Origin of the sequence: Leucothrix mucor DSM 2157 (assembly GCF_000419525.1) — a bacterium.
In the GTDB taxonomy this organism is placed as follows: Bacteria; Pseudomonadota; Gammaproteobacteria; order Thiotrichales; family Thiotrichaceae; genus Leucothrix; species Leucothrix mucor.
Map to the genome: position 1 here is coordinate 2,329,331 of NZ_ATTE01000001.1, position 23,743 is coordinate 2,353,073.

Genomic DNA, 23,743 nt, shown 5'->3' on the forward strand with positions numbered 1-23,743 from the left:
CCTTAGCCACCAACTAGTCTAAAATAGCAGGTACTCTTTCATTTGCTGACAGGACTTTTCCATGTATACATCCGGCACCACACTTTCAACTTTCATCATTGAAGAAAAACGTCGCCTCGGAGAACAAGCAACCGGAGAGTTTACCGGCCTACTAAACGATATCAGCATTGCCTGCAAAAGCATTGCCGCCTTAGTCAACAAAGGCGCATTAGCTGGCGTATTAGGTGTTGCCGGCTCTGAAAATGCCATGGGTGATGCACAAAAGAAAATGGATCTGATCGCCAATGATCTGTTTATTAATGCCCTGCAAAACAATGGCCACTGCGCCGGAATGGCTTCCGAAGAGCTGGACGAAATCCTAACGCTGCCAGAAGGAAAGGTACGCGGTAGCTACCTAGTCACCTTCGACCCGTTGGATGGCTCATCCAATATGGATATCAATATTGACGTTGGGGCTATTTTCTCAGTACTTAAAGCGCCCAAAGGCAAGCAAGACCCAACCGCTGAAGATTTCTCTCGCGCTGGCGTTGAGCAAATTGCCGCAGGTTATTGCCTGTACGGCCCTTCAACCATGTTTGTACTGACCACCGGCAATGGCGTGAATGGCTTCACACTGGATACCACGATTGGTGAATTCATCCTGACTCACCCTGAGATGAAAGTCCCAGAAACCACTCAAGAGTTTGCCATCAATGCCTCTAACCAGCGCCATTGGGAGCCAGCAGTTCAGCGCTACTTTGCAGACTGCTTAGCAGGCGAAGAAGGCCCCTTAGCTAAGAATTACAATATGCGCTGGGTGGCAGCCATGGTGGGTGAAGTACACCGCATCTTATGCCGTGGCGGTGTGTTTCTGTATCCGATTGATGAGCGTAATCGTGACGCGGGCGGCAAGCTGCGCCTTCTGTACGAAGGAAACCCAATGGCAATGATTATGGAGCAAGCTGGTGGATTGGCTTCAACCGGTTATGGCCGGATTATGGAAGTTGCGCCGAATGGCGACCCACATCAGCGTGTGGCCGTGATTATGGGCTCCAAGCAAGAAGTTGAAACCATTTTGGCCTATCACGACGCGGGCTAATTAACCGCTTAAATGCCAAATAACTGACAAGAAAATGCCCGAGCAAGTCGGGTATTTTTTATGAGCTTATTCTGTTGTATCAGGCCGGAATGCATCTTTGAGATACAACACCATCGACCATAGGGTCAGAATCGTCGCAATCGCCAACAGGAACAAACCAATTTCATGCAGTGGCAATCCCAGCATCGGCTTGTCATATAGCAAAAAGGTTAGTGACATAATCTGAGCGGCTGTTTTCAGCTTTCCAGTAAATGCCACCGCCACCTTACTGCGCTGACCAACCTCTGCCATCCATTCGCGTAAGGCTGAAATCACCAGTTCACGACTAATAATAATGGCAGCGGCTAAGGTCACCCAGATATTTGCCTGACTTTCTACAATCAAAATCAAGGCAACGGCGACCATTAACTTATCCGCAACTGGATCAAGGAAAGCGCCGAATCGAGACTCCTGCCCCCAGCGGCGAGCTAAATATCCATCCGCCCAATCAGTGAAACCTGCTAATGCAAAGACCACAGCGCTGGTGAGTGGGAAATCGAGATAAAACAAGGCCACCATAAAGGGAATGGCGAGTATTCGGAGATAGGTGAGGAGGATCGGGATGTTAAAAACCATGTTCGTACCAACGCTATTTTAGGGGTCAACGACAAATTGGCCACTAGTCGCCATTAAATCGATCATAAATTTTTTCTGCCAAAGCCCGGCTAATTCCGTTTACTTTTGACAGCTCTTCGACACTGGCACGGGTAATGGCCCGCTGGCCACCAAACTGCTTGAGCAACTCCTGCCGACGTTTTGGCCCGAGCCCTTCAATAGACTCTAACGGCGAACTGGTACGTGCTTTTTGACGACGCTGACGGTGCCCAGTAATGGCAAACCGATGCGCCTCATCGCGAATTTGTTGAATCAGATGTAAGGCACTGGAGTGCGGGGGAAGTTCAACACGTCGCTTGCCAATGGTGAGCGTATCCAGCTCCGCACGCCGGCCCTCACCTTTAGTCACACCAATAATATCGATGCCTGAAATCTGTAGCTCCTGAAGCACTTTAATCGCTTCATTGACCTGGCCCTTACCGCCATCAATAAACAGGATATCCGGCAAATTAGATTCGCCATCCTGGTTTTGCACTTTGGCAAAGCGTCGTGATAAGGCCTGAGACATCGCCGCATAATCATCACCAGGCGTAATGCCGTTAATGTTATAACGCCGGTACTCACTTTTTAATGGCCCTTCAACCCCAAACACCACTTGCGAAGCAACCGTCGCCTCACCTTGTGTATGACTGATGTCGTAGCATTCCATACGGGCCGGAATATAGTCTAAACCCAAGGCCTCCTGCAATGAAACAACCTGCTTTTCCAAGCTATCTTTGGAAATCAGTTTATTCTGCAGTGCATGGAGCGCATTTCGTTCGGCCATCGCTACCCAGCGGGCACCATCACCACGCGGCTTACTGGTCAAAGCCACTTTACGCTCTGCTTTAGAGCTTAGCATTTCTGCCATTAACTCTGCATCATCCGGCACATGATTCATCAACAGTTTGGCAGGTATCGTGCGATTGAGATAGTACTGGCCGATAAAGTTGCTTAAAACACTGGCTTCGTTTAAATCGACGGCAGGTAGCTGTGGGAAATAATTGCGGCTTCCTAAGTTGTTACCAGCACGAATCGTCATCACGTGCACACAAGCAACATTCGAGGTTAGTTGCAGAGCAATCACATCCACATCGCCCTGCCCGCCACTAATGTATTGCTGCTGGGAGATCAGGCGAACTTTCTCAATCTGGTCGCGATATTCGGCTGCTTGCTCATAACGAAGCTGAGCGGCTGCCTGATCCATTTGACTAACCAGTGACTCAATGACTTGTGGACTTTTTCCCTGCAAAAACTGCACGGTATAAGCGATACTTTCGCGATAATCCTCAACACTGATTTCTTCGGTGCAAGGCGCAGTACAGCGCTTAATCTGATATTGCAAACAAGGCCGTGAACGATTACTGAAATAACTATCTTCACATTGGCGCGCTTTAAATAGCTTTTGCAGCTGGCTTAAAGTCTCACGCACGGCCCCTGCGCTGGGGTAAGGGCCAAAGAACTGGCCTTTCTTTTTACGTGCCCCACGGTGGAAGCTCAGGCGTGGATACTTTCCGTCCGAGACATAGATATAAGGGTAACTTTTATCATCGCGCAGCAGCACATTATAACGTGTGCGGTGCTTTTTAATGAGATTGCTTTCCAGCAGCAGCGCTTCGGCTTCGGTGTCAGTAATGGTGATTTGCACATCGGCAATTTGCTTCACCATTGACCAAATACGGGAATTGACCAACGTATCGCGAAAATAGCTGGAAACCCTGTTTTTAAGGTCTTTCGCCTTACCCACATAGAGCACTGTATTTTCAGCGCTCATCATGCAGTACACCCCAGGCTTATGGGGAACAGTTTTCAAAAAGGCTTTGCTGTCAAAGCCCTCAGGTTTCGGCTCGCTCATACAGAGTGTCCGGCTTTAGAAACGAATTAAGGCAGAGCCCCAGGTAAATCCACCACCAAAACCTTCCAATAGAATGGTCTGGCCGCGCTTGATACGACCATCGCGCACCGCCTCATCCAGAGCCAGCGGTATTGATGCACTGGAGGTATTACCATGGCGCTCAACGGTGACAACCACCTGTTCCATTGGCATTTTTAATTTCTTGGCAGTCGCTGTGATGATGCGAATATTAGCCTGATGCGGTACCAGCCAGTCAATGTCGGACTTATCGAGCCCACTCGCCTCTAAAGTCTCATCAACAATCCGACCTAAGGTTCTCACCGCAAAGCGAAACACTTCATTACCCTGCATTTGCAAGTAGGCTTCGCCCTTCAGGTAATTTTCGCGGCCTTGAGAAATACCGCCACTCACATTCAATAAATGCTGGTAACGGCCATCGGCATGCAAATGAGTCGACAAGATGCCCGGCTCTTCATCGGCTTCCAACACCACAGCACCCGCGCCATCAGCAAATAATATGCAGGTGCCGCGATCCGTCCAGTCGATAATACGAGACATCGCCTCAGCACCCACAACCAGTGCGCACTTATGCGTACCACTTTTGATAAATTTATCAGCAACTGCTAAAGCGTATACAAAGCCCGTACAAACCGCCTGAACATCAAATGCCGTTGCGCCATTGGTATTCCCTAAACGCTCTTGCAATAAGCAGGCAGTACTTGGAAAAATAAGATCGGCTGTAGTCGTTGCGAAGATGATCAGGTCAACGTCATTGACTGTTTTGCCTGCCATTTCCAAAGCACGACGACTGGCGTGCTCGCCCAACTCAGACACCGTTTCATCTTTAACAATATGCCTGGAATGAATACCCGTGCGCTCTACGATCCACTCATGCGACGTGTCTACTAACTTCTCAATATCATGATTTGTCATGATCCCAGGAGGCAGAAAACTTCCGGTGCCAGTGATTCGTGAATACATTGGTTTCCCTTCTTTATTGTACTTTGGTTTGTCCTTGATCAACCAAAGCTTGCAGGCGGTGGCGAATCTTTTTAGGAACTTCGGCAATTATTTCTTTACGGGCGACACTAATCGCATTGGCGTATGACAAGCTGTCAGCACCGCCATGACTTTTAATCACAATACCCTGCAGTCCGAGAAAGCTAGCGCCATTATAGAGCCGGGGATCAAACTGTTTTTGTACTGATTTCAGCACCGGCATCGCAACTAATGCCATCAGTTTGGTTAACCAGTTTCTCGTAAATTCTTTTTTCAGGATGCTGGCTAGCATTTTGGCTAAGCCTTCTGTGGTTTTTAGTGCCACATTGCCAACAAAGCCATCACAGACAACCACATCAACCCGATTACTGAAGATGTCATCTCCTTCTACATAACCAATATAATTCAGTTTCCCCTGACGGAGCAAACGATTCGCCGCTTTTACCTGCTCATTACCCTTAATATCTTCCTGACCGATATTTAAAAGACCAACAGAGGGGTTTTCAATACCATCAACCGCTCGGGCTAACTCAGACCCCATTACCGCAAACTGGTATAAATGCTCCGCTGTTGAGTCGATATTGGCACCAAGGTCTAATACGTGGGTATGACCTTTGTCAGCGGGGATCGGGCTACAAATTGCAGGGCGATCAATCCCCGGTAAGGTACGCAGCACAAAACGTGCGGTTGCCATCAGTGCGCCGGTATTACCCGCGCTCACGGTTGCATCAGCCAAATCTTCTTTGACCAAATTAATGGCAACACGCATTGAGGAGTCTTTTTTACCACGAAGTGCTAGTGCTGGAGGCTCATCCATACCGACAGTTTGTGAGGCATGATGAACAGTAAGGCGAGGATTATCTAGTGCGTTGTGTGATTCAAGCGCGGCTTTCAGCTGCGTTTCATCACCCACCAGAACAAGGGATATATCATCGTACCGCTCTAAGGCTGCAAGGGCTGCAGGTACGGTGACTGAAAGGCCATGATCCCCACCCATGGCATCCAAAGATATACGGTAGTGTGAGCTCATATTGGCTTCCAAAAATCTTTTATGGGATCTTTATGACGCAAAATCGCGGGACAGGCCCGCGATTTTGAGTATTTGTTGAGCGTACGCTAGTGCGTATTACTCAGCGCTATCTTCAGACTCATCTTCAACTTGAGCTTTAGAAGCAATAACTTGGCGACCACGGTAGAACCCATCTGGAGTCATGTGGTGACGCAGGTGAGTCTCACCTGATACCGGATCCACAGACAATGTTGCTGCGGTCAGGGCATCGTGTGAACGACGCATGCCACGTCTGGAACGTGATTTTTTACTTTTCTGTACTGCCATGGTTTGTTACTCCAAATAAGCAAGCGCCTAGTGGTGCTTAGGACTGATTGCCTGGGTTCTTAAGGTTTTGCAGCACCGCAAAAGGATTTTCTTTTGCCTCTTCCAGTGCCTGCGATACGGTTTCAGGCGACGCTTCAATCAATGGCCGGAAAGGCTCGCACTGATCATGCATCACCAACTGGGGAATCCCCAACAACACTTCATCTTCGATGAAATCCTGAATGGAGATCCGACTGTCTTCAACTAGATAAGTTTCATAGCCTGCCTGCAGGCGCTGAGCGTCTTCGTCGCTACTAACCAAAACCAAATCAATTGGCTGATCAATAGGCATACTCATCGGCTCCATGCATCGCTGGCACACTAATGTTAACTCACCACTTGCCTGCCCGCGAATCGCCGGCAAACCGGATTCATTCCTATAAAATGACAAACTCACAGATACAGTTCCACTGTCATCCGCGAGCAGATCAGAAATTCGTGTGAAGCTCTTAATCTCTAACGCACCATCGAGCTCTCTAGCTTGCTCGACTAAACGATAGGGATTTACTTCTATAGGTAACCTAGTTGACATAAGCGCGGGATTATAGGAATTTCTCACTACCTATGTAAAGCATTATTCTCGGATTTTAACCACAAGGTCGCTCTCAGTGGAAAGCAGTCCGGAAATGATCCAATCAGGCACCCATTATTATATGTATGATTCTGCCATGCATTTATGCCCGATCGATGACGACGATACCCATTAATTAAGATGTCTCCCTACTATGAAACATAAACACCCTATTATTCTGGCTTCCAGCTCAGTCTTTCGTAAAGAACTGCTTAGTCGCTTAGATTTGCCGTTTGAAACAGACTCACCCGATATCGACGAGAGTCAGTTATTAGGTGAATCACCTGAAGACTATGTAAAAAGACTATCTCTGGAAAAAGCTCAAGCGGTTGCTCATCGCCATAAACACGCGTTAATCATCGCTTCTGATCAATGCAGCGTTGTAGCGGGTAAGATTAACGGCAAACCGGGGCATCATGATGTTGCCATTCAACAACTACAGGAAAGCTCGGGACAGCAAGTCAGCTTCTTAACCGGCCTTTGCGTCATGGATAGTGAAACGGGTGACTACCAATTAGATCAAGTCCCCTACTTTGTGAACTTTCGCGAGTTGAATCAGACAGAGATAGAGCGTTACTTAATTAAAGAGAAGCCTTATAACTGTGCGGGTAGTTTTAAATCGGAAGGTTTAGGGATTACTTTATTTAAACGCATGCATGGTGATGACCCAACAGCACTGATCGGCCTGCCATTAATACGGCTTTGTGAAATGTTGCGCAGTTATGAGATTAAACTCCCGTAATTAGTCGCGAAAAGCTACAAACTATAAAATTATTGTGTTTACGCCTCCGGCACTGGACAGTACAATAGCGCCCCAATTGCCCTCTGGGCACTGAAGTATTTGGATTTTAACATTTTATATCAATTTGGAGTCTCTTGTGGCTATCGAACGTACTATCTCAATCATCAAGCCTGATGCAGTAGCAAAAAATGTAATCGGTCAAATCTATGCTCGCTTTGAAGCAGCTGGCCTGACTGTTGTTGCCGCTAAAATGAAGCAACTGAGCCAAGCTGACGCTGAAGGCTTTTACGCTGTACACAGCGAGCGCCCTTTCTTTAAAGATTTGGTCTCTTTCATGACTTCTGGTCCTGTTATGATTCAAGTTCTGGAAGGCGAGAACGCTGTTGCTAAAAACCGTGAGCTAATGGGTGCAACTAACCCAGCTGATGCTGATGCTGGCACTATCCGTGCAGATTTCGCGTCAAGCATCGACGAAAATGCTGTTCATGGTTCAGACAGTGCAGAGAATGCTAAAATAGAGATGGATTTCTTCTTTGGCGCGGACGAAGTCTGCCCACGCCTACGTTAAGGTTAAAAAAATGAGTCAAGCGGGTGCGAAAAAAATTAATCTACTCGATATGAGTAGTGAGAAAATGAAAGCTTTCTTACAGGAACGCGGTGAGAAGCCTTTTCGCGCCACGCAATTGATCAAATGGCTGCATCAGCATCAAGCTGAGTCGCTCGATCAAATGACGAATATCAGCAAAGCTATGCGGGCGAATCTGGCGGAAATCGCCGAGATTCGTTTGCCTGAAGTTGTGCTGGACAAAGCCTCTGCCGACGGCACCCACAAGTGGGTACTCCGTCTGGCAGATGGCAATTGTATTGAAATGGTGTTCATTCCCGAAAGTGATCGAGGCACGCTCTGTGTTTCTTCGCAAGTCGGTTGCGCACTAGACTGCACTTTTTGCTCCACTGCCCGCCAAGGCTTCAGCCGTAATCTTACCGTTGGTGAAATCATTGGCCAGTTGTGGATTGCTAAGAAGACCCTGCAACCCGACCCACTGGGTAATCGCGTCGTCAGTAACGTCGTGATGATGGGCATGGGTGAGCCACTGCTCAACTTTGAAAACGTGATCGATGCCATGTCGCTAATGTTAGATGACAATGCCTACGGCTTGAGCAAGCGTCGCGTCACTCTCAGCACCTCCGGTGTAATCCCAGCAATGGACCGTATGCGTGAGCGTATTGATGTCTCATTGGCCGTTTCTCTACATGCACCTAATGATGAGCTGCGCGACAAGCTGGTACCGGTTAATAAAAAGTACCCTATCAAAGATTTAATTGCAGCCTGCCATCGTTTTCTTGATGGTAAAGCAGCCCGCGAACACATCACCATGGAATATGTGATGTTGGATGGCGTGAATGATTCTGATGAACATGCGCGCGAACTCATCCAAACCCTGAAAGGACTCTCCGTTAAAGTAAATCTCATTCCGTTTAATCCGTTCCCGGAAACACGCTACAAGCGTTCATCCAATAACCGGATTCATCGCTTTTATGAGATTTTGAATAATGCCGGAATGGTAGTGATGACCCGCAAGACCCGCGGTGATGACATCGATGCTGCCTGTGGTCAACTTGCCGGACAGGTAAATGACCGTAGTCGTCGCACGATACACTTTGCCAAGATGGAACAAGAGACCAGCTAACCAATGAAGTCCACAATAACAATAATAAAAAAACTCACATTGTTTACCGTATTGATCACCAGCTTGGGTGCCTGCAGCAGCAATGACACCCGACCGGTTGAAAAAAAAGACTCTGCCGCCACGTATAATGCCCGCTTAGGTGCAGAGTACACCGGCAAAGGTCGCCTCAACCTTGCTAACGAAAAGCTTCAGAAAGCTTTAGAACAAGATCCCAACTCAGCAGACGCACATCATTATTACGCCATACTGCAGCAGCGACTGGGTGCAGATGATAAAGCGGATGTCCACTTCCGCCGCGCCATGCAATTATCCCCCAAAGATCCGCAGCTACTAAACAACTATGGCTCGCACCTTTGCAAGGTCGGACGATACCAGGAAGCAAGCAAACAATTTCTGGCAGCAATTAATGATCCCCTTTATACTACGCCTGAATTCGCATACACTAACGCGGGAATTTGTATCAGAAGCTCAGGTGACACCAGTCAGGCGGAAGCGTACTTCCGTAAGGCGCTGGAATCAAAGCCAACCTTCGGCTCTGCCTTGTACCAAATGGCAAAACTTAAATACGATCAAGGTGATTACGCTCGCGCTCAAGCCTTTTTGCAACGGTATCATCAACGGAATCGTGAGGAAGCTGAAACACTATCCCTGTGCGCCAAGATCAATACAAAATTAGGTGATCAGGTTGGTGCTGAACGATGCCGAAATAAATTGGCAGGCACCATCTCAAACAGTAAAGAATTCGCAGAATTTGGCGGCTGACCACGTTAACACGGAGGTTGGCGCAACAATATAAATGGAATTAGGTATTCATGGCAGTAGAGCAATCGATCGATGCAGCGGCAGACACAGCTGAAGTAAAACCCGGTGATTTGACCACTATTTTCAGGCAGCACAGAGAAGAACACGGCCTGAATGTAAACCAAGTTGCTGAGGCCCTTTGCCTATCGCCAAAAATTATTACCGCATTAGAAGCCGAAAAATTCGACATGCTGCCGGAGCCGCCTTACGTTCGCGGCTATCTGCGCAGCTTTGCGAAATTTATCGAAATTGATGCGACCGAAATGGTCAATGCCTACGAGAAACTGCGTGGTGCTAATCCGAACGAATTGGATTATCGCTTCACGACCTCTCCAGCGTCTACTGCCCGCAAACGCAAAGGCGCCTCTGCTGGTATTATGAAGTTTGGCTTCCTGATTGTATTACTCGGTTTATTGGCAATTTTGTCGATGATTCCGGGCGTACGTGATTGGGCGGGCAATACCTGGAATAGCTTTTCTGAGAAATCAGATCCAAACTCCGCACTGACCAACAATAGTGATAACCCCCTACTGACTGGCAACATCCCTGCCCCACTGCCGATTGATGACAGTGAAGAAGATACTGAATCTGAAGCCCCTGGCTCTACAGAAACAGCTGACGCAGATGGCACCACAACAGAAGCAGGCACAGAGACCGCTGCGGCTAACACTGGTTTTCCAGGCGTTGGTAATGGTCCTGTCTCTGCCGACACACCAGCGGATACTGCAGAAGCAGACACGACTGAAGAAACGGATGCAGCCGACAGCGCTGAAGAGACAGAAACTGCAGACGCCACTGACGCAGCAGTTGATGTGCCTGAAGGCAGCTCACAGCTAAAGCTTAGCTTCAATGATGAAGTATGGATGCGAATCCGCGATTCCAGTAACAAGACCTTATTCGAATCACTGTCACAAAAAGGTGATGCGAAAGAATTAGTATTGGCTAAACCACTGACAGTACGAGTCGGTAATGCGCAGCAGCTGGAAATCACCGTTGACGGCAAGCCATTTGATATGACTCCTTTTATCCGCGGTAGCGTGGCCAATTTCACCATCGAATAAACGATCTGAACTGATACAACACTCATGGCTAAAATTATTCAATCGATCCGCGGGATGCATGACATCCTGCCGGATCAGTCTGCCGCTTGGCAGTATCTGGAAGGGACAATCCGCACCCTCTTCACCCAATACGGCTACCGGGAGCTACGGACTCCGGTTCTGGAATCCACTGAGCTTTTCTGCCGCTCTATCGGTGAAGTAACCGATATTGTTGAAAAAGAAATGTACACCTTTGAAGACCGCAATGGCGATAGCCTAACGCTGCGTCCTGAGTGTACCGCTAGCTGTGTACGTGCTGGCATTCAAAATGGTCTGCTGTACAACCAGCAACAACGGATTTGGTATATCGGCCCGATGTTCCGCCATGAGCGCCCTCAAAAAGGCCGCTACCGCCAGTTTTATCAGGCCGGTATCGAGACTTACGGCATTCCGGGACCTGATATCGACGCTGAAGTGGTGGCTATCTCTGCAAGATTGTGGCGCTTATTAGGCCTGCGCAATGTGGAGCTGCAGATCAATTCACTGGGTAGCAGCGAAGCCCGTGCAGCCTACCGTGACATTTTAGTGGCTTATCTGACAGAGCATGAAGCGCAACTGGATGAAGATTCCAAGCGCCGAATGCTGAGCAATCCACTGCGCGTACTGGACAGCAAGAACCCTGATTTAGCTGAGCTTATTGAAGCGGCACCTAAGTTGCTGGATCACTTAGATGATGAGTCCAAACAGCACTTTGAGCGCTTCCAGCAGTTACTGACTGATATGGGCATTCCTTTTGTCGTGAATACTCGCTTGGTTCGCGGCTTGGATTACTACAGCCGTACAGTATTTGAGTGGGTTACTACGGAGCTTGGCACCCAAGGCACTATCTGTGCTGGTGGGCGTTACGATGGCTTGGTTGAGCAGCTAGGCGGTAAGCCAACGGCTGGCCTTGGCTTTGCTATGGGTCTGGAACGTATTCTGCTGTTACTGGAAGAGCAATCCATTGAGATTCCAAGTTTAGCGCCTCATGCTTATCTATTGATGCAAGGCGACGCGGCTGAGCGTGAAGGCCTGAAACTGGCAGAAACCCTGCGGGATAACGTCTCTGGTTTACGAATCATGAGCAACTGCGCCTCTGCCAGCTTTAAATCACAAATGAAGCGTGCCGATAAATCCGGCGCGCAGTATGCAATCATCCTTGGTGACAATGAAATCAACGAAGGCGTTGTTAGCCTCAAGCCGTTAAACGGTGGCGAGCAGCAGCAGTTGAGCCAAGATGCATTAATTGAACATCTGACACACATAGTTTCAACGGAGAATAATAATGGCTGATGAATTAAAGACTGATGAGGAACGGGCAGAAGAACTCAAAGCCTGGTGGCGCTCGAATGGCACATCTGTATTAGCAGGTATTGCTATCGCCATCGGTGGTGTATTCGGCTGGCAGCAATGGCAGAACTACCAACAGAATGAATCTGAAGCAGGCTCTGCACAACTGCAGGCAGCTCAAGCATCTGATGCGAATAAAGTCACTGCACTTAAAGCCGTTACTGAAGAATACAGCTCAACACCTTATGGCGCCTTAGCGGCACTGTCTGTCGCAGCTGAAACCAGCCAGACGGATGCAGACGCTACTATTGCAGCCTTAAAGCAAGCGATGGAAGCAAAAGATCCTAATGTTGCAGACATTGCTCGCCTGCGTTTGGCACGAGCTTATATTGCAGCTGGAAAATTGGGCGAAGCAGAAACTTTGCTGGATACCAAGATGGCGGTCGCATACACTTCTTTAGTTGAAGAGCTAAAAGGTGACTTATTCGTTGCCAAAAAAGATTTGGAAAATGCACGCATTGCCTACGACAAGGCGATTCTTAGTGCGGGAACAAACTCCGCAGAATACCTGAGAATGAAGCGTGATAACCTTGGTAAAGGAGCGTAATTAGTGAATAGCAGACTACCCACTTATCTTAAGCATGGCTTGTTAACCGTTGCAATCAGTGTTGCGGTTGCAGGCTGTAGTGGACAATCCTTTCCGGGTAGTCAGCTCTTGGGCGGACAGCAGAATGCTTATGTGCCGCCGAAGATTAAAGCACTAAAACCTGTGACTGCCTCAGTTAAAACGCTGTGGCAAGTTAAAACCGCATCGTCGGTTAGCAGTGTTCGCATTCACCCTTACGTAAATGATGTAGCAGTTTATACCGCTGCCGGTGGCACCGTGTCTGCCTGGAACAAAACCACGGGCCGCGCGCTCTGGTCTAATCCGGTTGGCGAGCTAATCAGTGCTGGCGTAAACGGTGGCGAAGGCAAAGTCTATGTTGGAACCCGCAGCGGTAAAGCACTAGCGCTGGATGCCAACACTGGTAAAATTCTCTGGATTGCACCGCTAGGCACTGAAGTACTGGCTGTTTCTCCATCATCTAACGGTAACTTAGCTTTCCGTACCATCGATGGAAAATTAGTTGGTCTTGACAGTAATACTGGTGAGCAAGCTTGGGTACGCCAGCAACGCACTCCACAGCTTTCAAGCTATGGCGCCAGCGTGCCTATTATTGTTGATAACGGCGTCATTGCTGGTTTCGACAATGGTAAAATTGCAGCTTACTTGCTGAAAACAGGTAAACCAATCTGGGAAGTCACCATTGCAACGCCTCAAGGTGGATCAGAACTTGATCAAATCGTTGATGTGGATGGACGCTTAAAGCCTCTGGGTAATGCCCTATTCACCAGCAGCGTGAATGGTCGCATCCTCGGCGCTAATATGCTAAACGGAAACGTAGTGTGGAGTGATGTTTTATCTTCCTACACCGGTGCAGACGCTGATCCTAAAGGTGTTTACAGCACGGATTCCACAGGCAGAGTTTGGAAGTATGGCCCGTTAAATGGTCAGAAGGCTTGGGATAATAGCGACCTTGAAAATCGCCAACCAACAGCGCCAACGGTTGTCGCTGGCGGAAGTCGCATTGTAGTGGGTGATCGTCAAGGTAACCTACACTGGCTCGACACCAGCAATGGACAAATTGTTAGCCGCACCACAGGTGACCCAGCAGGTTACCAAGTACCGGTCGCAGTCAGTGGCAATACCATTTATGCCTTTGGCCGCAGCGGTATGCTGACAGCCATTAGCAACCAGTAATACCCATCGTTTACAGCAGTCGCTGCACCATTAATTGCAGCGACCGCTTGCCGTTATACTCATTCACCGACAATTGATACAGCAGATGTGCTTGCTCGCCCTGCTTCGGCCATTGCGTCGGATCAACATTAAATACAATTCCCGACAACAGCTCTGAGCTGCCTTTCGCGCGCAATGTAAGCTTTAGATGAATTTGTTTTAACTCCCGCCGCTCGACAATCTCAAACACATCATCAAACACCGGTGCCGGAAACGCCTGCCCCCATGGAATTCGATGAGATAACTCCTCAGCAACGTCCAATGAATAGTCATCAGCCGCCAGACTGCCATCACTCAGAATTTGCTCCTGAAAGACTGCCGCATCCGTTTGCTCAGCAACCACCGCTTCTACCGCTAACCGAAAAGGCTCAAAATCGCCTGTTTTCAAAGTGAGGCCAGCAGCCATGGCATGCCCCCCAAACTTTTCAACCAAGCCCGGATGCGAACTCGCCACCCGGTCAATCACATCGCGCATGTGTATGCCAGTAATCGAGCGACCAGAGCCTTTGATTTCACCATCCGTACCCGGTGCAAATATCAAACAAGGACGATAATAACGCTCCCGAATCCGCGCCGCTAAAATCCCAACAATGCCCTGATGCCATTCTTCGTGATACATGCAAATAATGGGTGGCAGCGTATCCTGATCCAGATTCAGCGAATCCAGCTGCTGCATAGCATCCTGTTTCATATCGGATTCTAATTCACGACGCGTGCGATTCATTTCATCCAGCTCAGCGGCCAGCGTCAACGCCGTGGCTTGCGAATCTGTTAGCAGGCACTCTATGCCAAGCGACATATCATCCAAACGCCCTGCAGCATTTAAGCGCGGACCACAAACAAAGCCGAGGTCTTGGCTACAGACTTGCTGATAATTCCGCTTGCCAAGCTGCAACAAGGCTAAAATACCTGCACTACACTTACCACTTCGGATACGACGTAAGCCCTGCTCAACTAAAATTCGATTATTAGTATCCAAAGGTACTACATCAGCGACCGTACCCAATGCCACCAAATCCAACCATTGAACCAGATTAGGCGGGGCCAGTTTATGCTCTGCAAAATAATTTTTAGTCGCCAGCGTTTGTTTCAATGCCAGCATTAGGTAAAAGATCACCCCAACTCCAGCAAGATTCTTTGACGCAAATTCATCACCCGGCTGATTAGGGTTTACGATGGCAGCGGCCGCAGGTAAGGCTCGACCCGGTAAATGATGATCAGTAATAATCACATCAATTCCAAGCTCACGAGCATAGGCAACACCCTCGATACTAGAGATACCATTATCAACGGTAATAATTAATTCAGGCTGGAAAGGCGCAGCTACATCAATAATCTCAGGAGTGAGACCGTAGCCATACTCAAAGCGATTGGGGACAATGTAATTGACCGACTGAAAGCCGAGACTAGTCAAAGCGCGCATGGCTAAGGCCGTGGCGGTTGCACCATCAGCATCAAAATCACCCACAATCAAAATACGCTTCTGGGCGATTAAGGCGTCATACAAACGCTGTGTAGCTTGATCAACTCCCATGAGCGATCCAACCGGCTGTAGGTGTTTGAGTTCACTGGAAAGCTGTATCGGGTCGGTAATTCCACGACTGGCAACCACCCGTTGCAGCAGGCTTGAAACGCCCGGCAGTGAGGGCAAAGTCTCAGGAATCGCGCGGCGCAGTAGTGCTACCGACGTTATATCAGCCATTGTATTACTCATTATCATCCCCTTAAATCTGGGGACAGACTATAACGCAATCCGGTTTTGTTTGCGTTGTATCTCCTGATATTTCAATACCAGTGTTGGCCAGTATGGCTCATGAGTGTAGAGGTTAAAGGCACGGCGTATGGGGTCGAATAAGGCATCTTGCCAGCGCTTAGGTTTATACATTTCTGCAATGATTTGTTGCGCTAGCCAATGCTCATCAAAACCTGACCAAGCACCAACTGGCATTAGCAGGTTTTTGTATACGACGGGGGCGACTTCTGCATCACAAATGGCGCGTAACTCGTTTAAAGAGTAGCCGCTATCAACCATGACCGCAGCAATGTGGATCAGGTCACTTTCCTGAAGCTCCGTATCGAGCCAAAGGTCTGCGAGGGCGCTCCAAACGGGCGTCCGACGTTCTATTTCATCTTCGGTCAATCGCTTAGCAGGCATGAGATTTACCTATTGATTACCAGAAATACCATTCCCTATTATTTCACAATTACTAATAACTATACAAATTAACGTTTTTCCGCACCGACAAAAACCAACTGATGTGACTGAATTTATTAATGAATTTCCTCTTGGGTTGCGGTAGTTATTGCTTCTTCTGCCAATCCCGCGCTACCCGAAATCCATAGAGATTACTCCGATCATGCTGCGAGCCCGGACTACGAATTGCCGAGCGCATACCCGCCCCATTCATATCCCAGGAACCACCACGACGCACTCTCACACTGGGGTTTTCACAGCCCGCCTCCCACGCTTTCCCATCTATTGGGGCATTGTGATAAGTTGTATGCCAGCAGTCCTCAACCCACTCCCACAAATTGCCAGACGTATCTTGCACATAATATTTATTTGCTGGAAATTGCCCAACCGGTGCAACCGTTGGCCACTGATCCTTACCGCCAACCCCACTATAATTTGCCTGATTATTGCTGGCTTTAGAGCCCCAAAAATAAGCTGTCGCTTGACCACCTCTAGCCGCCCTCTCCCACTCTACCTCAGTCGGCAAGCGATAAGGTGTTTTGGTTTCAGCGCTTAGCCAAGCAACATACTGCTGCGCATCGTGCCAACTCACACAGGTCACCGGATGGCCATCCGTTTGCTCATAACCTGGGGTTTTCCAGGTCAGCTTGGGGTTCATTACAAAAGGCGTTCCGGGTGCATCCATATCCTCGTGCACGCATCCTCGATTATTCTTTTCAGCATCGGTCACATAGCCTGAGCTTTCGATAAACTGCCTAAACTGAGCGTAAGTCACTTCATGCTGAGAGATTTCAAAAGTATCAATCGTCACCGCATGTGAAGGAAACTCACTGGGGCGGCAACCACCCGAGACATCGTCCCAACCTTTGGCGCAGCCGATACTCGTAACGCCGCCGGGAATTAGCAACATATTAGGAAAAGACCCAATCTCCTCATTAAACTTAAGTGCCGGATAATCCGAAAAGTTTAGACTGGCATCGACCGGAGGATTGGGTAGCGCGGGAGATATCGGCGGCTTAACAGTCTCAACCACAAACACCGTCGCTACGGTGGCACATAGCGCACCAATCAAAGCTCCCAGACCATAAGTCTTGAAAAAGCGAATACGCTGACGTCGTCGGGACTCATCCTTTGCCTGTCGATAAATAACCCGCGCTTCTTCTGCTGAAATAGTATCCAAACCACCGGAGTCGACCGCAATATCCGCCGCAATAGCCTCATCTCGGGCAATCAGATAATTCCGTATTTTTAGCGCGCTTACCTGTGTGTCATTATCATCAACGGCCGGGCTCTCACCATGCAGCACTTCAAACCATTGTTTCTCATTTTCTTTAGGTAATAGCGTCTGCTTGGGCTTCTTATCTGGCATAGGCCTCCTTCAGCAATACTCTTCTATGAGTTTTTTAAGACGTTTTTTTAGTATTGAGATTCGATTTCCTATCGCGGCGACGGTCCTGTTTGAACTCGCTGATATCTCAAGATAACTTAAACCAAAGGCATATTGCGTGTAGATAGCAATATCTTCTTTGCCCGTTTCCTGTGCCTCAATTTGATCGAAGACTTTCTGTAGGCAATCGATGGAATCAATCATATCCACATTGAGGCCATGATCTAGTGATGGCGCTTTGCCCACGATGCTCGCGATCGCATCGTAGTTCTCAGTGGATTTAATGATCGATGATCGGCAAGTTCGCTTACGGATATGATTGATACACTGATTGCGAACGATGGTATAAACCCACGCTCGGGAGCATTTCTGCCGTACACTTTCACCATGATGCAGTAAGTTAATCGCGACTTCTTGTTGAATATCCTGCTGCTCGTCGAAGCTCAGGTTGCAATAACGTCGCCCAAAGTGATGAATATAACAATCGACCAAGCTTAGCAATGCCGCCCCATTATCATTCTCCTGATCAAGGAGATTGCACAGCATTGTTGTGCAGCTAGGAATTCCAATATCTGTCGGCGTTTTACCCTTCACGAGATCCTCTAAAAAAAAGCATATGCCTAAAGCGTGTGGCAAGGATAAACGCAGTAGACAACCGCGTCACAGTAGTAACCGTAATAGAACGAATGCTCAGTATAGCAGGATCAGCCAAAAAAGGACGGGAATCACCAATTGACCAAGAGAACCCAGCCAACCTAGTGATTAGTAAGACTCAGAGCGATTAACGAGTCAGATAATAATAGCGATACGCGGAACGATCATGCAGCATCGCAAAGCCATTGAACTGGCTACTTGATGGTGTATTCACTGCAGTCAATAGCGGCACTGACTGGTAGCCATACTGATAAGTACTCGTGCCACGATTAAATGCAAACTGGTAGAACTGGTTCACATTGCGCTGCTTACCAATGTATAGGCGATAATGGCTGCCATCGTGCAACATCGCCCAGCGACGGTTGTTGGTAATATCGGCAGGTGCACCGGCGATCTTGATAACAGGCATTGACTCATGGCCATACACATACTGATTGGTTCCCACCTTAAACGAAGCCTGATAAAGCGTGGAGGCATTACTACGACTGCGCATATACAAGCGGTAATTGGAGCCATCATGCAGCATCGCGAAGCTGCCAGTGTTCGCATCGGCTGGCATGCCGACAACTTTCAACACCTTAATCGAATTATTAAAACCGTACTCATAGCTCGATGTCGCTGGGTTAAAAGCAAACTGATACAGGGTATCCAAGCTGCCTCTTTTAGGGAGATACAAGCGATAAGTCGAGCCATCATGCAGCATGGCAAAACGACCATAACCCGCATCGCTAGGCGCACCAGTGATTTTCACATTGGGGATGGAGTTATAGCCAAACTGATACTGCGAGCTTCCGGGTACATAGGCCGCCTGATTCAGACTATTTGGCACACTGTAGGCCGCTGCAGACATTAACAATAGCGACGCCCCAAGCACTAAACGGCTTATCAGCGCACCTGTAAGATTGATTTTCATTAGATATTCCCTCTCTTTACAATAATTATTTTACTCACGCAGGCAATGTCATGATTTTTAGGCATGGCACTACACTTATAAGCTTAGCCTAGCGGCCAGCGATTTGCTGATAAACCTAGCCCCTGTTTAAACCCTACCTCAATTGACCCAAATTGAAATCCGCTGCCACCTAATGCAAATTAACTAAAATCATTCATTATGGTGCCCTGATGACTCACACAGTCGGCTTGTACTGCTTCACCACCGATCTACGCTTGCATGACCAACCGGCACTTACCAAGGCGGCTAGCGAGGTAGACCAACTCGTTTGCTATTACCAATGGGGAAATGCCTGGAGCCAACACGCCCGCAGCATGAATGCAGAGATCGGCAGCGCTAGACAACGTTTTTTAGCGCAATCAGTCGCCGACCTGAGCCTACAACTCAACTCACTACAACAACGCCTGTGGCTCTCTCATCATAATGACGGCACTACGCTCGGCAAGCTTATCGAAGCACTTGGGATTACAGATGTATATCGCAGCGTGCAAGCAGGTTGGTTTGAGCATCAACAGTGGCAAGAATTACAATCTAAATACCCACACATCCGCTTTCATAACATCGACACTCGAACGCTATACGATCAAAGCACACTCCCCTTCGCCATTGAAACCATGCCCGGTGGATTTAGTGGCGTAAGAAGCAAACTTGAAAAAAACGAACCATGCACGCCTATCAGCACTCTCAAACAACTGCCACCCATGCCCGAGTCGGCATCACAACTTGAGCAATGGCCAGAAATAAGCAGGCAAATCCCACCCAAGCAATCAACCACTGACTCACCAGAGCATAATAGCTTCAAAGGCGGCGAACGCGCAGGCTTAGCCCATCTCTCGGCATACTTAAGCTCAGGCGCAGCCTCAAGCTACAAGCAAACCCGCAATGCACTCGATGGCTGGAATCACTCCTGCAAATTCTCACCTTGGCTAGCCACCGGCAGCCTCTCCGTGCGTAAAGTAGTGGCCGACTTAAAGCACTACGAAGCCAAACATGGCGCAAATAAGTCCAGCTATTGGATTTATGTAGAACTGCTATGGCGTGAGTATTTCCAATGGTATGCAATGCGCCACGGCTCCAAGCTCTACCAACACGGCGGCGCGAATGACACCACACTGCACTACACTCACGACTCCGAGCGCATCGAGCAATGGATTCATGGCAGAACCGACTATCCATTAGTGAATGCCTGCATGACCGAACTGCGCTTAACTGGCTTTATGTCTAACCGTGGCCGCCAGATCGTCGCCAGCTGTTTGGTCAATGAATTGGAACAAGACTGGCGATTTGGTGCCGCTTATTTCGAGCAAATGCTGATCGATTACGATACCGCATGCAACTGGGGCAACTGGCAATATATCGCTGGCGCGGGGCCAACCACCGTCCAAAAACGTCACTTCAATCTCGATAAACAAGCTAGCCAATTCGATCCAAAACAACGCTATACCCAATACTGGCTTGAGCAACGCGATGCCTTTACCCGATGAGCCAAACAGAAGCTCAAACCCCAAAGCAAACCATCAATGTCGTCTGGTTTAAACGTGACCTGAGGCTCAGTGATCACCAGCCACTAAAAGCCGCCGAAGACTCGTCACACCCAAGCTTATTACTCTATATTTTTGAACCGATGCTGCTGGATGACCCACACTACTCAGAGCGACACTGGCGCTTTGTCACCGAGTCGCTCACGCAAATGAATCGGCAGCTCAATGGCCGTGTTGTGGCCGCGCATGACGATGCCATAACCGTGTTTGAAAGCATTGCCAGCCACTTTAATATCCATCAAGTCTTCTCACATCAGGAAATTGGTCTCGATAACACTTTTCGCAGAGATAAGGCACTCAAGCATTGGTTTCAGGAGCGACTAATTGACTGGCAGGAAACGCCACACGGCGCAGTGATTCGCGGCGCAATCGATCGCCAACGCTGGGATAAAAACTGGAAACAAGTCATGCATCAGCCGCTAGTGGAGAATGCACCCGCACAGCTGACCTTGATCACTATGCGCTTTGACACCTCCGCCCTACCGGCAAGCTGGAAAACGCCTGCCCCCAATATGCAGGCTGGTGGCGAACAACAGGCGCAGCACGTCTTGGATGATTTTTTTGACGAGCGCGGTCAACACTACAACCTGTTTATATCAAAGCCAGCGCTTAGCCGCGAAAGCTGCTCCCGGCTCTCGCCCTATCTTGCGTGGGGCAATATCAGCCTGCGACAAATGTACCAACAGCTGCTAAGCCACTGGCAACGCAAAGGCTGGCGGCGGGCATTAGTCGCGCTATCATCCCGCCTTCACTGGCATTGCCATTTTATGCAGAAATTTGAAAGCGAATCGCGCATGGAGTTTGAACACCTCAACAAAGGCTATAACTCGCTACCTTACCGCTCAACACAGGAAACTCAAACCCTGCTTCAGGCTTGAGAAACAGGGCAAACTGGCTACCCGATGATAGATGCCAGCATGCGCTGCCTGATTGTCACCGGTTATATGAACTTCAGAATGCGCGCCATGCTGGTCAGCTTTTTGTGCCACCACCTACAAATCGACTGGCGACGTGGCGTTAAACACCTGGCTCGCTTATTTTTGGACTTCGAACCCGGCATCCATTATCCGCAATTTCAAATGCAAGCCAGCGTCACCGGCATTAACACCATCCGGGTTTATAATCCGATTAAACAGGCTGAAGAACATGATGCCGACGGGCATTTTATTCGGCAATGGTGCCCTGAGCTTCAGACCTTGCCGAATGAGCTGATTACCAAACCGCATACGCTGAGTGAATTGGAGCAAGTGATGCATGGGATTGTGCTTGATCAGGATTATCCCAAGCCGATTGTCGATGTTAGCCTGACTTATAAGCAAGCCAGTGAACTGCTTTGGTCTTGGCGCAAGCGGCCAGAGGTGAAAGCTGAGGCTAAGCGCATACTCAGTCGACATGTCAGGCTATAACAGAATGGATTATCCGCAGAACTAGACATAAGCTTAAAAGAATTGCCACCACGACTGAACGGGTTACCCGACTACTGATTTGCGGCGAGATCTGCATTACTGGCTCGGCCGTCGTCCAATTGCTATCTAGAGCTCCGTCTAATTGCTACCTAACAGGCGGTCAGGTATTAACTTCGCGAAGACCTTCCGAGCAACGCGAGGGGCGAAGCGCAGTTAATACCTGATCGCCGCCCTTACCTCTCCCTTGCACCCATCCCTCACGAAAGCTACAATTCACCCCATATATTTAAAGGAAAGGTTTAAATATCATGGATAAAAAGCGTCATATCGCCGGAAAAGTCGATCAGTTACTTGCTATGTTCCCTGCGGTCGCCGTAATTGGCCCTCGCCAATGCGGAAAATCCACTTTGGTTAAACAGCTACGTCCGGACTGGAAGTACTACGATCTGGAAAGCCCCGATGACTACCAGCTGATCACCAACGATCCGATCGCCTTTTTCACGCTCAATACTGACAAAGTCATTATCGACGAAGCTCAGCAGTACCCTGATTTATTCCGCGTATTAAGAAGCGTGATTGATGAGAATCGTAAGCTTAAAGGCCGCTTTCTGCTGACGGGTTCAAGCTCTCCTGAAATCGTGAAAGGGATCACTGAGAGCTTAGCCGGACGAATCGCAACGGTAGAAATGTGGCCGTTTAAACAAACTGAGCGTTACGATCAGCCCTTGTCTGAGCTGTATGACTTGATTAACTCAGGCGTGGATGAAATTCAGGCATTCTCCAATTTATCCACCTCAATGACGCTCCCGCAGAGTATGCAGGCGCTGATTCATGGAGGCTTTCCCGAGCCAACACTGGAGGATGAAACCAATGCAGCCTACTTGCCACAATGGATGGATAACTACATCTCCAATTATGTAAATCGTGATATTCGCGGTCTGTTTCCCAAGTTGAATATTCACGTTTACCGCCGCTTTCTGTCTTTGTTAGCGCAGCACTCAGGTCATCAGTTGAATATGAGCAGCATGGCGCGTGCTTTGGAAGTTAGCGTACCAACCATCAAGGAATACCTGGATATTATTCACCAGACATTTTTATGGCGAAACGTGCAGCCATTCAGCAATAACCCACTTAAGAAAATTCAAAAAAGTAACAAAGGTTTTTTCCGCGATACCGGCGTCGTGCATCACTTATTAAAAATCAATAGTCTGGAGCAACTACTCATTCATCCAGTTGCCGGGTTCTCATTTGAAAGCTTTGTCACGGAAGAACTGATTCGCGGTTTTCAGTCCACCATGGCGACGCAGCTTGAGTTCAGCTATTACCGCACGGTCGACAAATCCGAAGTGGATTTTGTCATTGAAGGGGCATTTGGTGTCGTCCCCGTCGAGGTCAAACTCAATACAGTGGTAAAACGTCAAGCATTAATAGGACTTGAAAACTTCATAGCAGACGTAAAATGCCCCTACGGCATCGTGATTAATCGTGGAAAGCGAGTCGAGTTTCTGAGCCAAAAAATAGTGCAAATACCCATTCACTTCATCTAACAAAAACCCACCGCCGCTCCCCTGCAAACGGCGGTCAGGGTTTAATTTCGCGCAGACCTTCCAAGCAATGCGAGGGGCGTAGCACAGTTAAACCCTGATCCCCAAACC

At 48.5% G+C, this 23,743-nt stretch carries 23 protein-coding genes and 1 pseudogene; 13 read left to right on the top strand and 11 right to left on the bottom strand.

What is annotated here, in order from left to right; genetic code table 11:
• Nucleotides 1-61 precede the first annotated feature (61 nt).
• Nucleotides 62-1,078 carry a class 1 fructose-bisphosphatase gene (locus tag LEUMU_RS0110270; protein ID WP_022952200.1) on the top strand — a complete coding sequence of 339 codons (1,017 nt, stop codon included), beginning with the start codon at nt 62-64 and terminating at the stop codon, nt 1,076-1,078.
• 66 nt (nt 1,079-1,144) lie between these two features.
• On the opposite strand, the gene pgsA is transcribed toward LEUMU_RS0110270, so the two are convergent.
• The 6 genes from pgsA to LEUMU_RS29300 form a co-directional block, all read right to left on the bottom strand.
• The gene (gene pgsA / locus LEUMU_RS0110275; RefSeq protein ID WP_022952201.1) at nt 1,145-1,693 is read right to left on the bottom strand and encodes a CDP-diacylglycerol--glycerol-3-phosphate 3-phosphatidyltransferase; all 549 of its coding nucleotides are present in this window, start codon (nt 1,691-1,693) and stop codon (nt 1,145-1,147) included.
• A 43-nt stretch (nt 1,694-1,736) separates the two neighbouring features.
• Nucleotides 1,737-3,566 carry an excinuclease ABC subunit UvrC gene (uvrC, locus tag LEUMU_RS0110280; protein WP_022952202.1) on the bottom strand — a complete coding sequence of 610 codons (1,830 nt, stop codon included), beginning with the start codon at nt 3,564-3,566 and terminating at the stop codon, nt 1,737-1,739.
• 15 nt (nt 3,567-3,581) lie between these two features.
• Complete coding sequence (locus LEUMU_RS0110285; protein WP_022952203.1) at nt 3,582-4,547, bottom strand: beta-ketoacyl-ACP synthase III; 966 nt, start codon at nt 4,545-4,547, stop codon at nt 3,582-3,584.
• A gap of 13 nt (nt 4,548-4,560) precedes the next feature.
• Nucleotides 4,561-5,595, bottom strand: a complete 1,035-nt coding sequence (plsX, locus tag LEUMU_RS0110290; RefSeq protein WP_022952204.1) for a phosphate acyltransferase PlsX — start codon at nt 5,593-5,595, stop codon at nt 4,561-4,563.
• Between the two features lie 96 nt (nt 5,596-5,691).
• Nucleotides 5,692-5,901: a 50S ribosomal protein L32 gene (gene rpmF, locus LEUMU_RS0110295; protein WP_022952205.1), complete on the bottom strand. Its 210-nt coding sequence runs from the start codon at nt 5,899-5,901 to the stop codon at nt 5,692-5,694.
• A gap of 37 nt (nt 5,902-5,938) precedes the next feature.
• On the bottom strand, nt 5,939-6,472 hold the full coding sequence (locus LEUMU_RS29300; RefSeq protein WP_022952206.1) for a YceD family protein: 534 nt from the start codon (nt 6,470-6,472) through the stop codon (nt 5,939-5,941).
• Between the two features lie 193 nt (nt 6,473-6,665).
• Between LEUMU_RS29300 and LEUMU_RS0110305 the strand changes: the two genes are divergently transcribed.
• The 8 genes from LEUMU_RS0110305 (at nt 6,666) to bamB (ending at nt 13,915) form a co-directional block, all read left to right on the top strand.
• Nucleotides 6,666-7,253: a Maf family protein gene (locus LEUMU_RS0110305; protein ID WP_022952207.1), complete on the top strand. Its 588-nt coding sequence runs from the start codon at nt 6,666-6,668 to the stop codon at nt 7,251-7,253.
• A gap of 136 nt (nt 7,254-7,389) precedes the next feature.
• A complete protein-coding gene (gene ndk, locus LEUMU_RS0110310; RefSeq protein ID WP_022952208.1) occupies nt 7,390-7,821 on the top strand; it encodes a nucleoside-diphosphate kinase in 432 nt (143 codons plus the stop codon).
• Between the two features lie 10 nt (nt 7,822-7,831).
• Nucleotides 7,832-8,944 carry a dual-specificity RNA methyltransferase RlmN gene (rlmN, locus tag LEUMU_RS0110315; protein WP_022952209.1) on the top strand — a complete coding sequence of 371 codons (1,113 nt, stop codon included), beginning with the start codon at nt 7,832-7,834 and terminating at the stop codon, nt 8,942-8,944.
• 3 nt (nt 8,945-8,947) lie between these two features.
• Complete coding sequence (gene pilW / locus LEUMU_RS0110320) at nt 8,948-9,706, top strand: type IV pilus biogenesis/stability protein PilW (protein ID WP_022952210.1); 759 nt, start codon at nt 8,948-8,950, stop codon at nt 9,704-9,706.
• Nucleotides 9,707-9,756: 50 nt separating this feature from the next.
• A complete protein-coding gene (locus LEUMU_RS0110325; RefSeq protein ID WP_022952211.1) occupies nt 9,757-10,806 on the top strand; it encodes a RodZ domain-containing protein in 1,050 nt (349 codons plus the stop codon).
• Nucleotides 10,807-10,830: 24 nt separating this feature from the next.
• Nucleotides 10,831-12,117, top strand: coding sequence for a histidine--tRNA ligase (gene hisS / locus LEUMU_RS0110330; protein WP_022952212.1), 1,287 nt, complete (start codon nt 10,831-10,833; stop codon nt 12,115-12,117).
• Complete coding sequence (locus LEUMU_RS0110335; RefSeq protein WP_022952213.1) at nt 12,110-12,721, top strand: YfgM family protein; 612 nt, start codon at nt 12,110-12,112, stop codon at nt 12,719-12,721. The genes hisS and LEUMU_RS0110335 overlap by 8 nt, the downstream gene beginning before the upstream one ends.
• 3 nt (nt 12,722-12,724) lie before the next feature.
• Nucleotides 12,725-13,915 (top strand): outer membrane protein assembly factor BamB, encoded by a 1,191-nt coding sequence (gene bamB, locus LEUMU_RS0110340; protein ID WP_022952214.1) that lies wholly within the window; start codon nt 12,725-12,727, stop codon nt 13,913-13,915.
• A gap of 10 nt (nt 13,916-13,925) precedes the next feature.
• On the opposite strand, the gene recJ is transcribed toward bamB, so the two are convergent.
• From recJ to LEUMU_RS0110365, 5 genes are all read right to left on the bottom strand, one after another.
• The gene (gene recJ, locus LEUMU_RS0110345) at nt 13,926-15,656 is read right to left on the bottom strand and encodes a single-stranded-DNA-specific exonuclease RecJ (RefSeq protein ID WP_022952215.1); all 1,731 of its coding nucleotides are present in this window, start codon (nt 15,654-15,656) and stop codon (nt 13,926-13,928) included.
• A gap of 39 nt (nt 15,657-15,695) precedes the next feature.
• Entirely contained in the window at nt 15,696-16,109 is a 414-nt protein-coding gene (locus LEUMU_RS27985; protein ID WP_022952216.1) for a DUF7079 family protein, read from the bottom strand.
• A 145-nt stretch (nt 16,110-16,254) separates the two neighbouring features.
• Nucleotides 16,255-17,517, bottom strand: coding sequence for a formylglycine-generating enzyme family protein (locus tag LEUMU_RS27990; protein ID WP_022952217.1), 1,263 nt, complete (start codon nt 17,515-17,517; stop codon nt 16,255-16,257).
• Nucleotides 17,518-17,526: 9 nt separating this feature from the next.
• A complete protein-coding gene (locus LEUMU_RS0110360) occupies nt 17,527-18,081 on the bottom strand; it encodes an RNA polymerase sigma factor (protein ID WP_022952218.1) in 555 nt (184 codons plus the stop codon).
• A gap of 235 nt (nt 18,082-18,316) precedes the next feature.
• On the bottom strand, nt 18,317-19,102 hold the full coding sequence (locus tag LEUMU_RS0110365; RefSeq protein ID WP_022952219.1) for a hypothetical protein: 786 nt from the start codon (nt 19,100-19,102) through the stop codon (nt 18,317-18,319).
• A 209-nt stretch (nt 19,103-19,311) separates the two neighbouring features.
• On the opposite strand from LEUMU_RS0110365, the gene LEUMU_RS25600 reads away from it, so the two are divergent.
• The 4 genes and pseudogenes from LEUMU_RS25600 to LEUMU_RS0110380 all read left to right on the top strand — a co-directional run bounded on the left by LEUMU_RS25600 (nt 19,312) and on the right by LEUMU_RS0110380 (nt 23,635).
• Nucleotides 19,312-20,625 carry a DASH family cryptochrome gene (locus LEUMU_RS25600; protein WP_022952220.1) on the top strand — a complete coding sequence of 438 codons (1,314 nt, stop codon included), beginning with the start codon at nt 19,312-19,314 and terminating at the stop codon, nt 20,623-20,625.
• Entirely contained in the window at nt 20,622-21,560 is a 939-nt protein-coding gene (locus LEUMU_RS29025) for a deoxyribodipyrimidine photo-lyase (protein ID WP_211223023.1), read from the top strand. Before LEUMU_RS25600 ends, LEUMU_RS29025 begins: the two co-directional genes overlap by 4 nt.
• Nucleotides 21,561-21,575: 15 nt before the next feature.
• Nucleotides 21,576-22,088: pseudogene (locus tag LEUMU_RS29030) on the top strand (FAD-binding domain-containing protein); the annotation flags it as partial.
• A gap of 308 nt (nt 22,089-22,396) precedes the next feature.
• Entirely contained in the window at nt 22,397-23,635 is a 1,239-nt protein-coding gene (locus LEUMU_RS0110380; protein ID WP_022952221.1) for an ATP-binding protein, read from the top strand.
• Nucleotides 23,636-23,743: the final 108 nt, after the last annotated feature.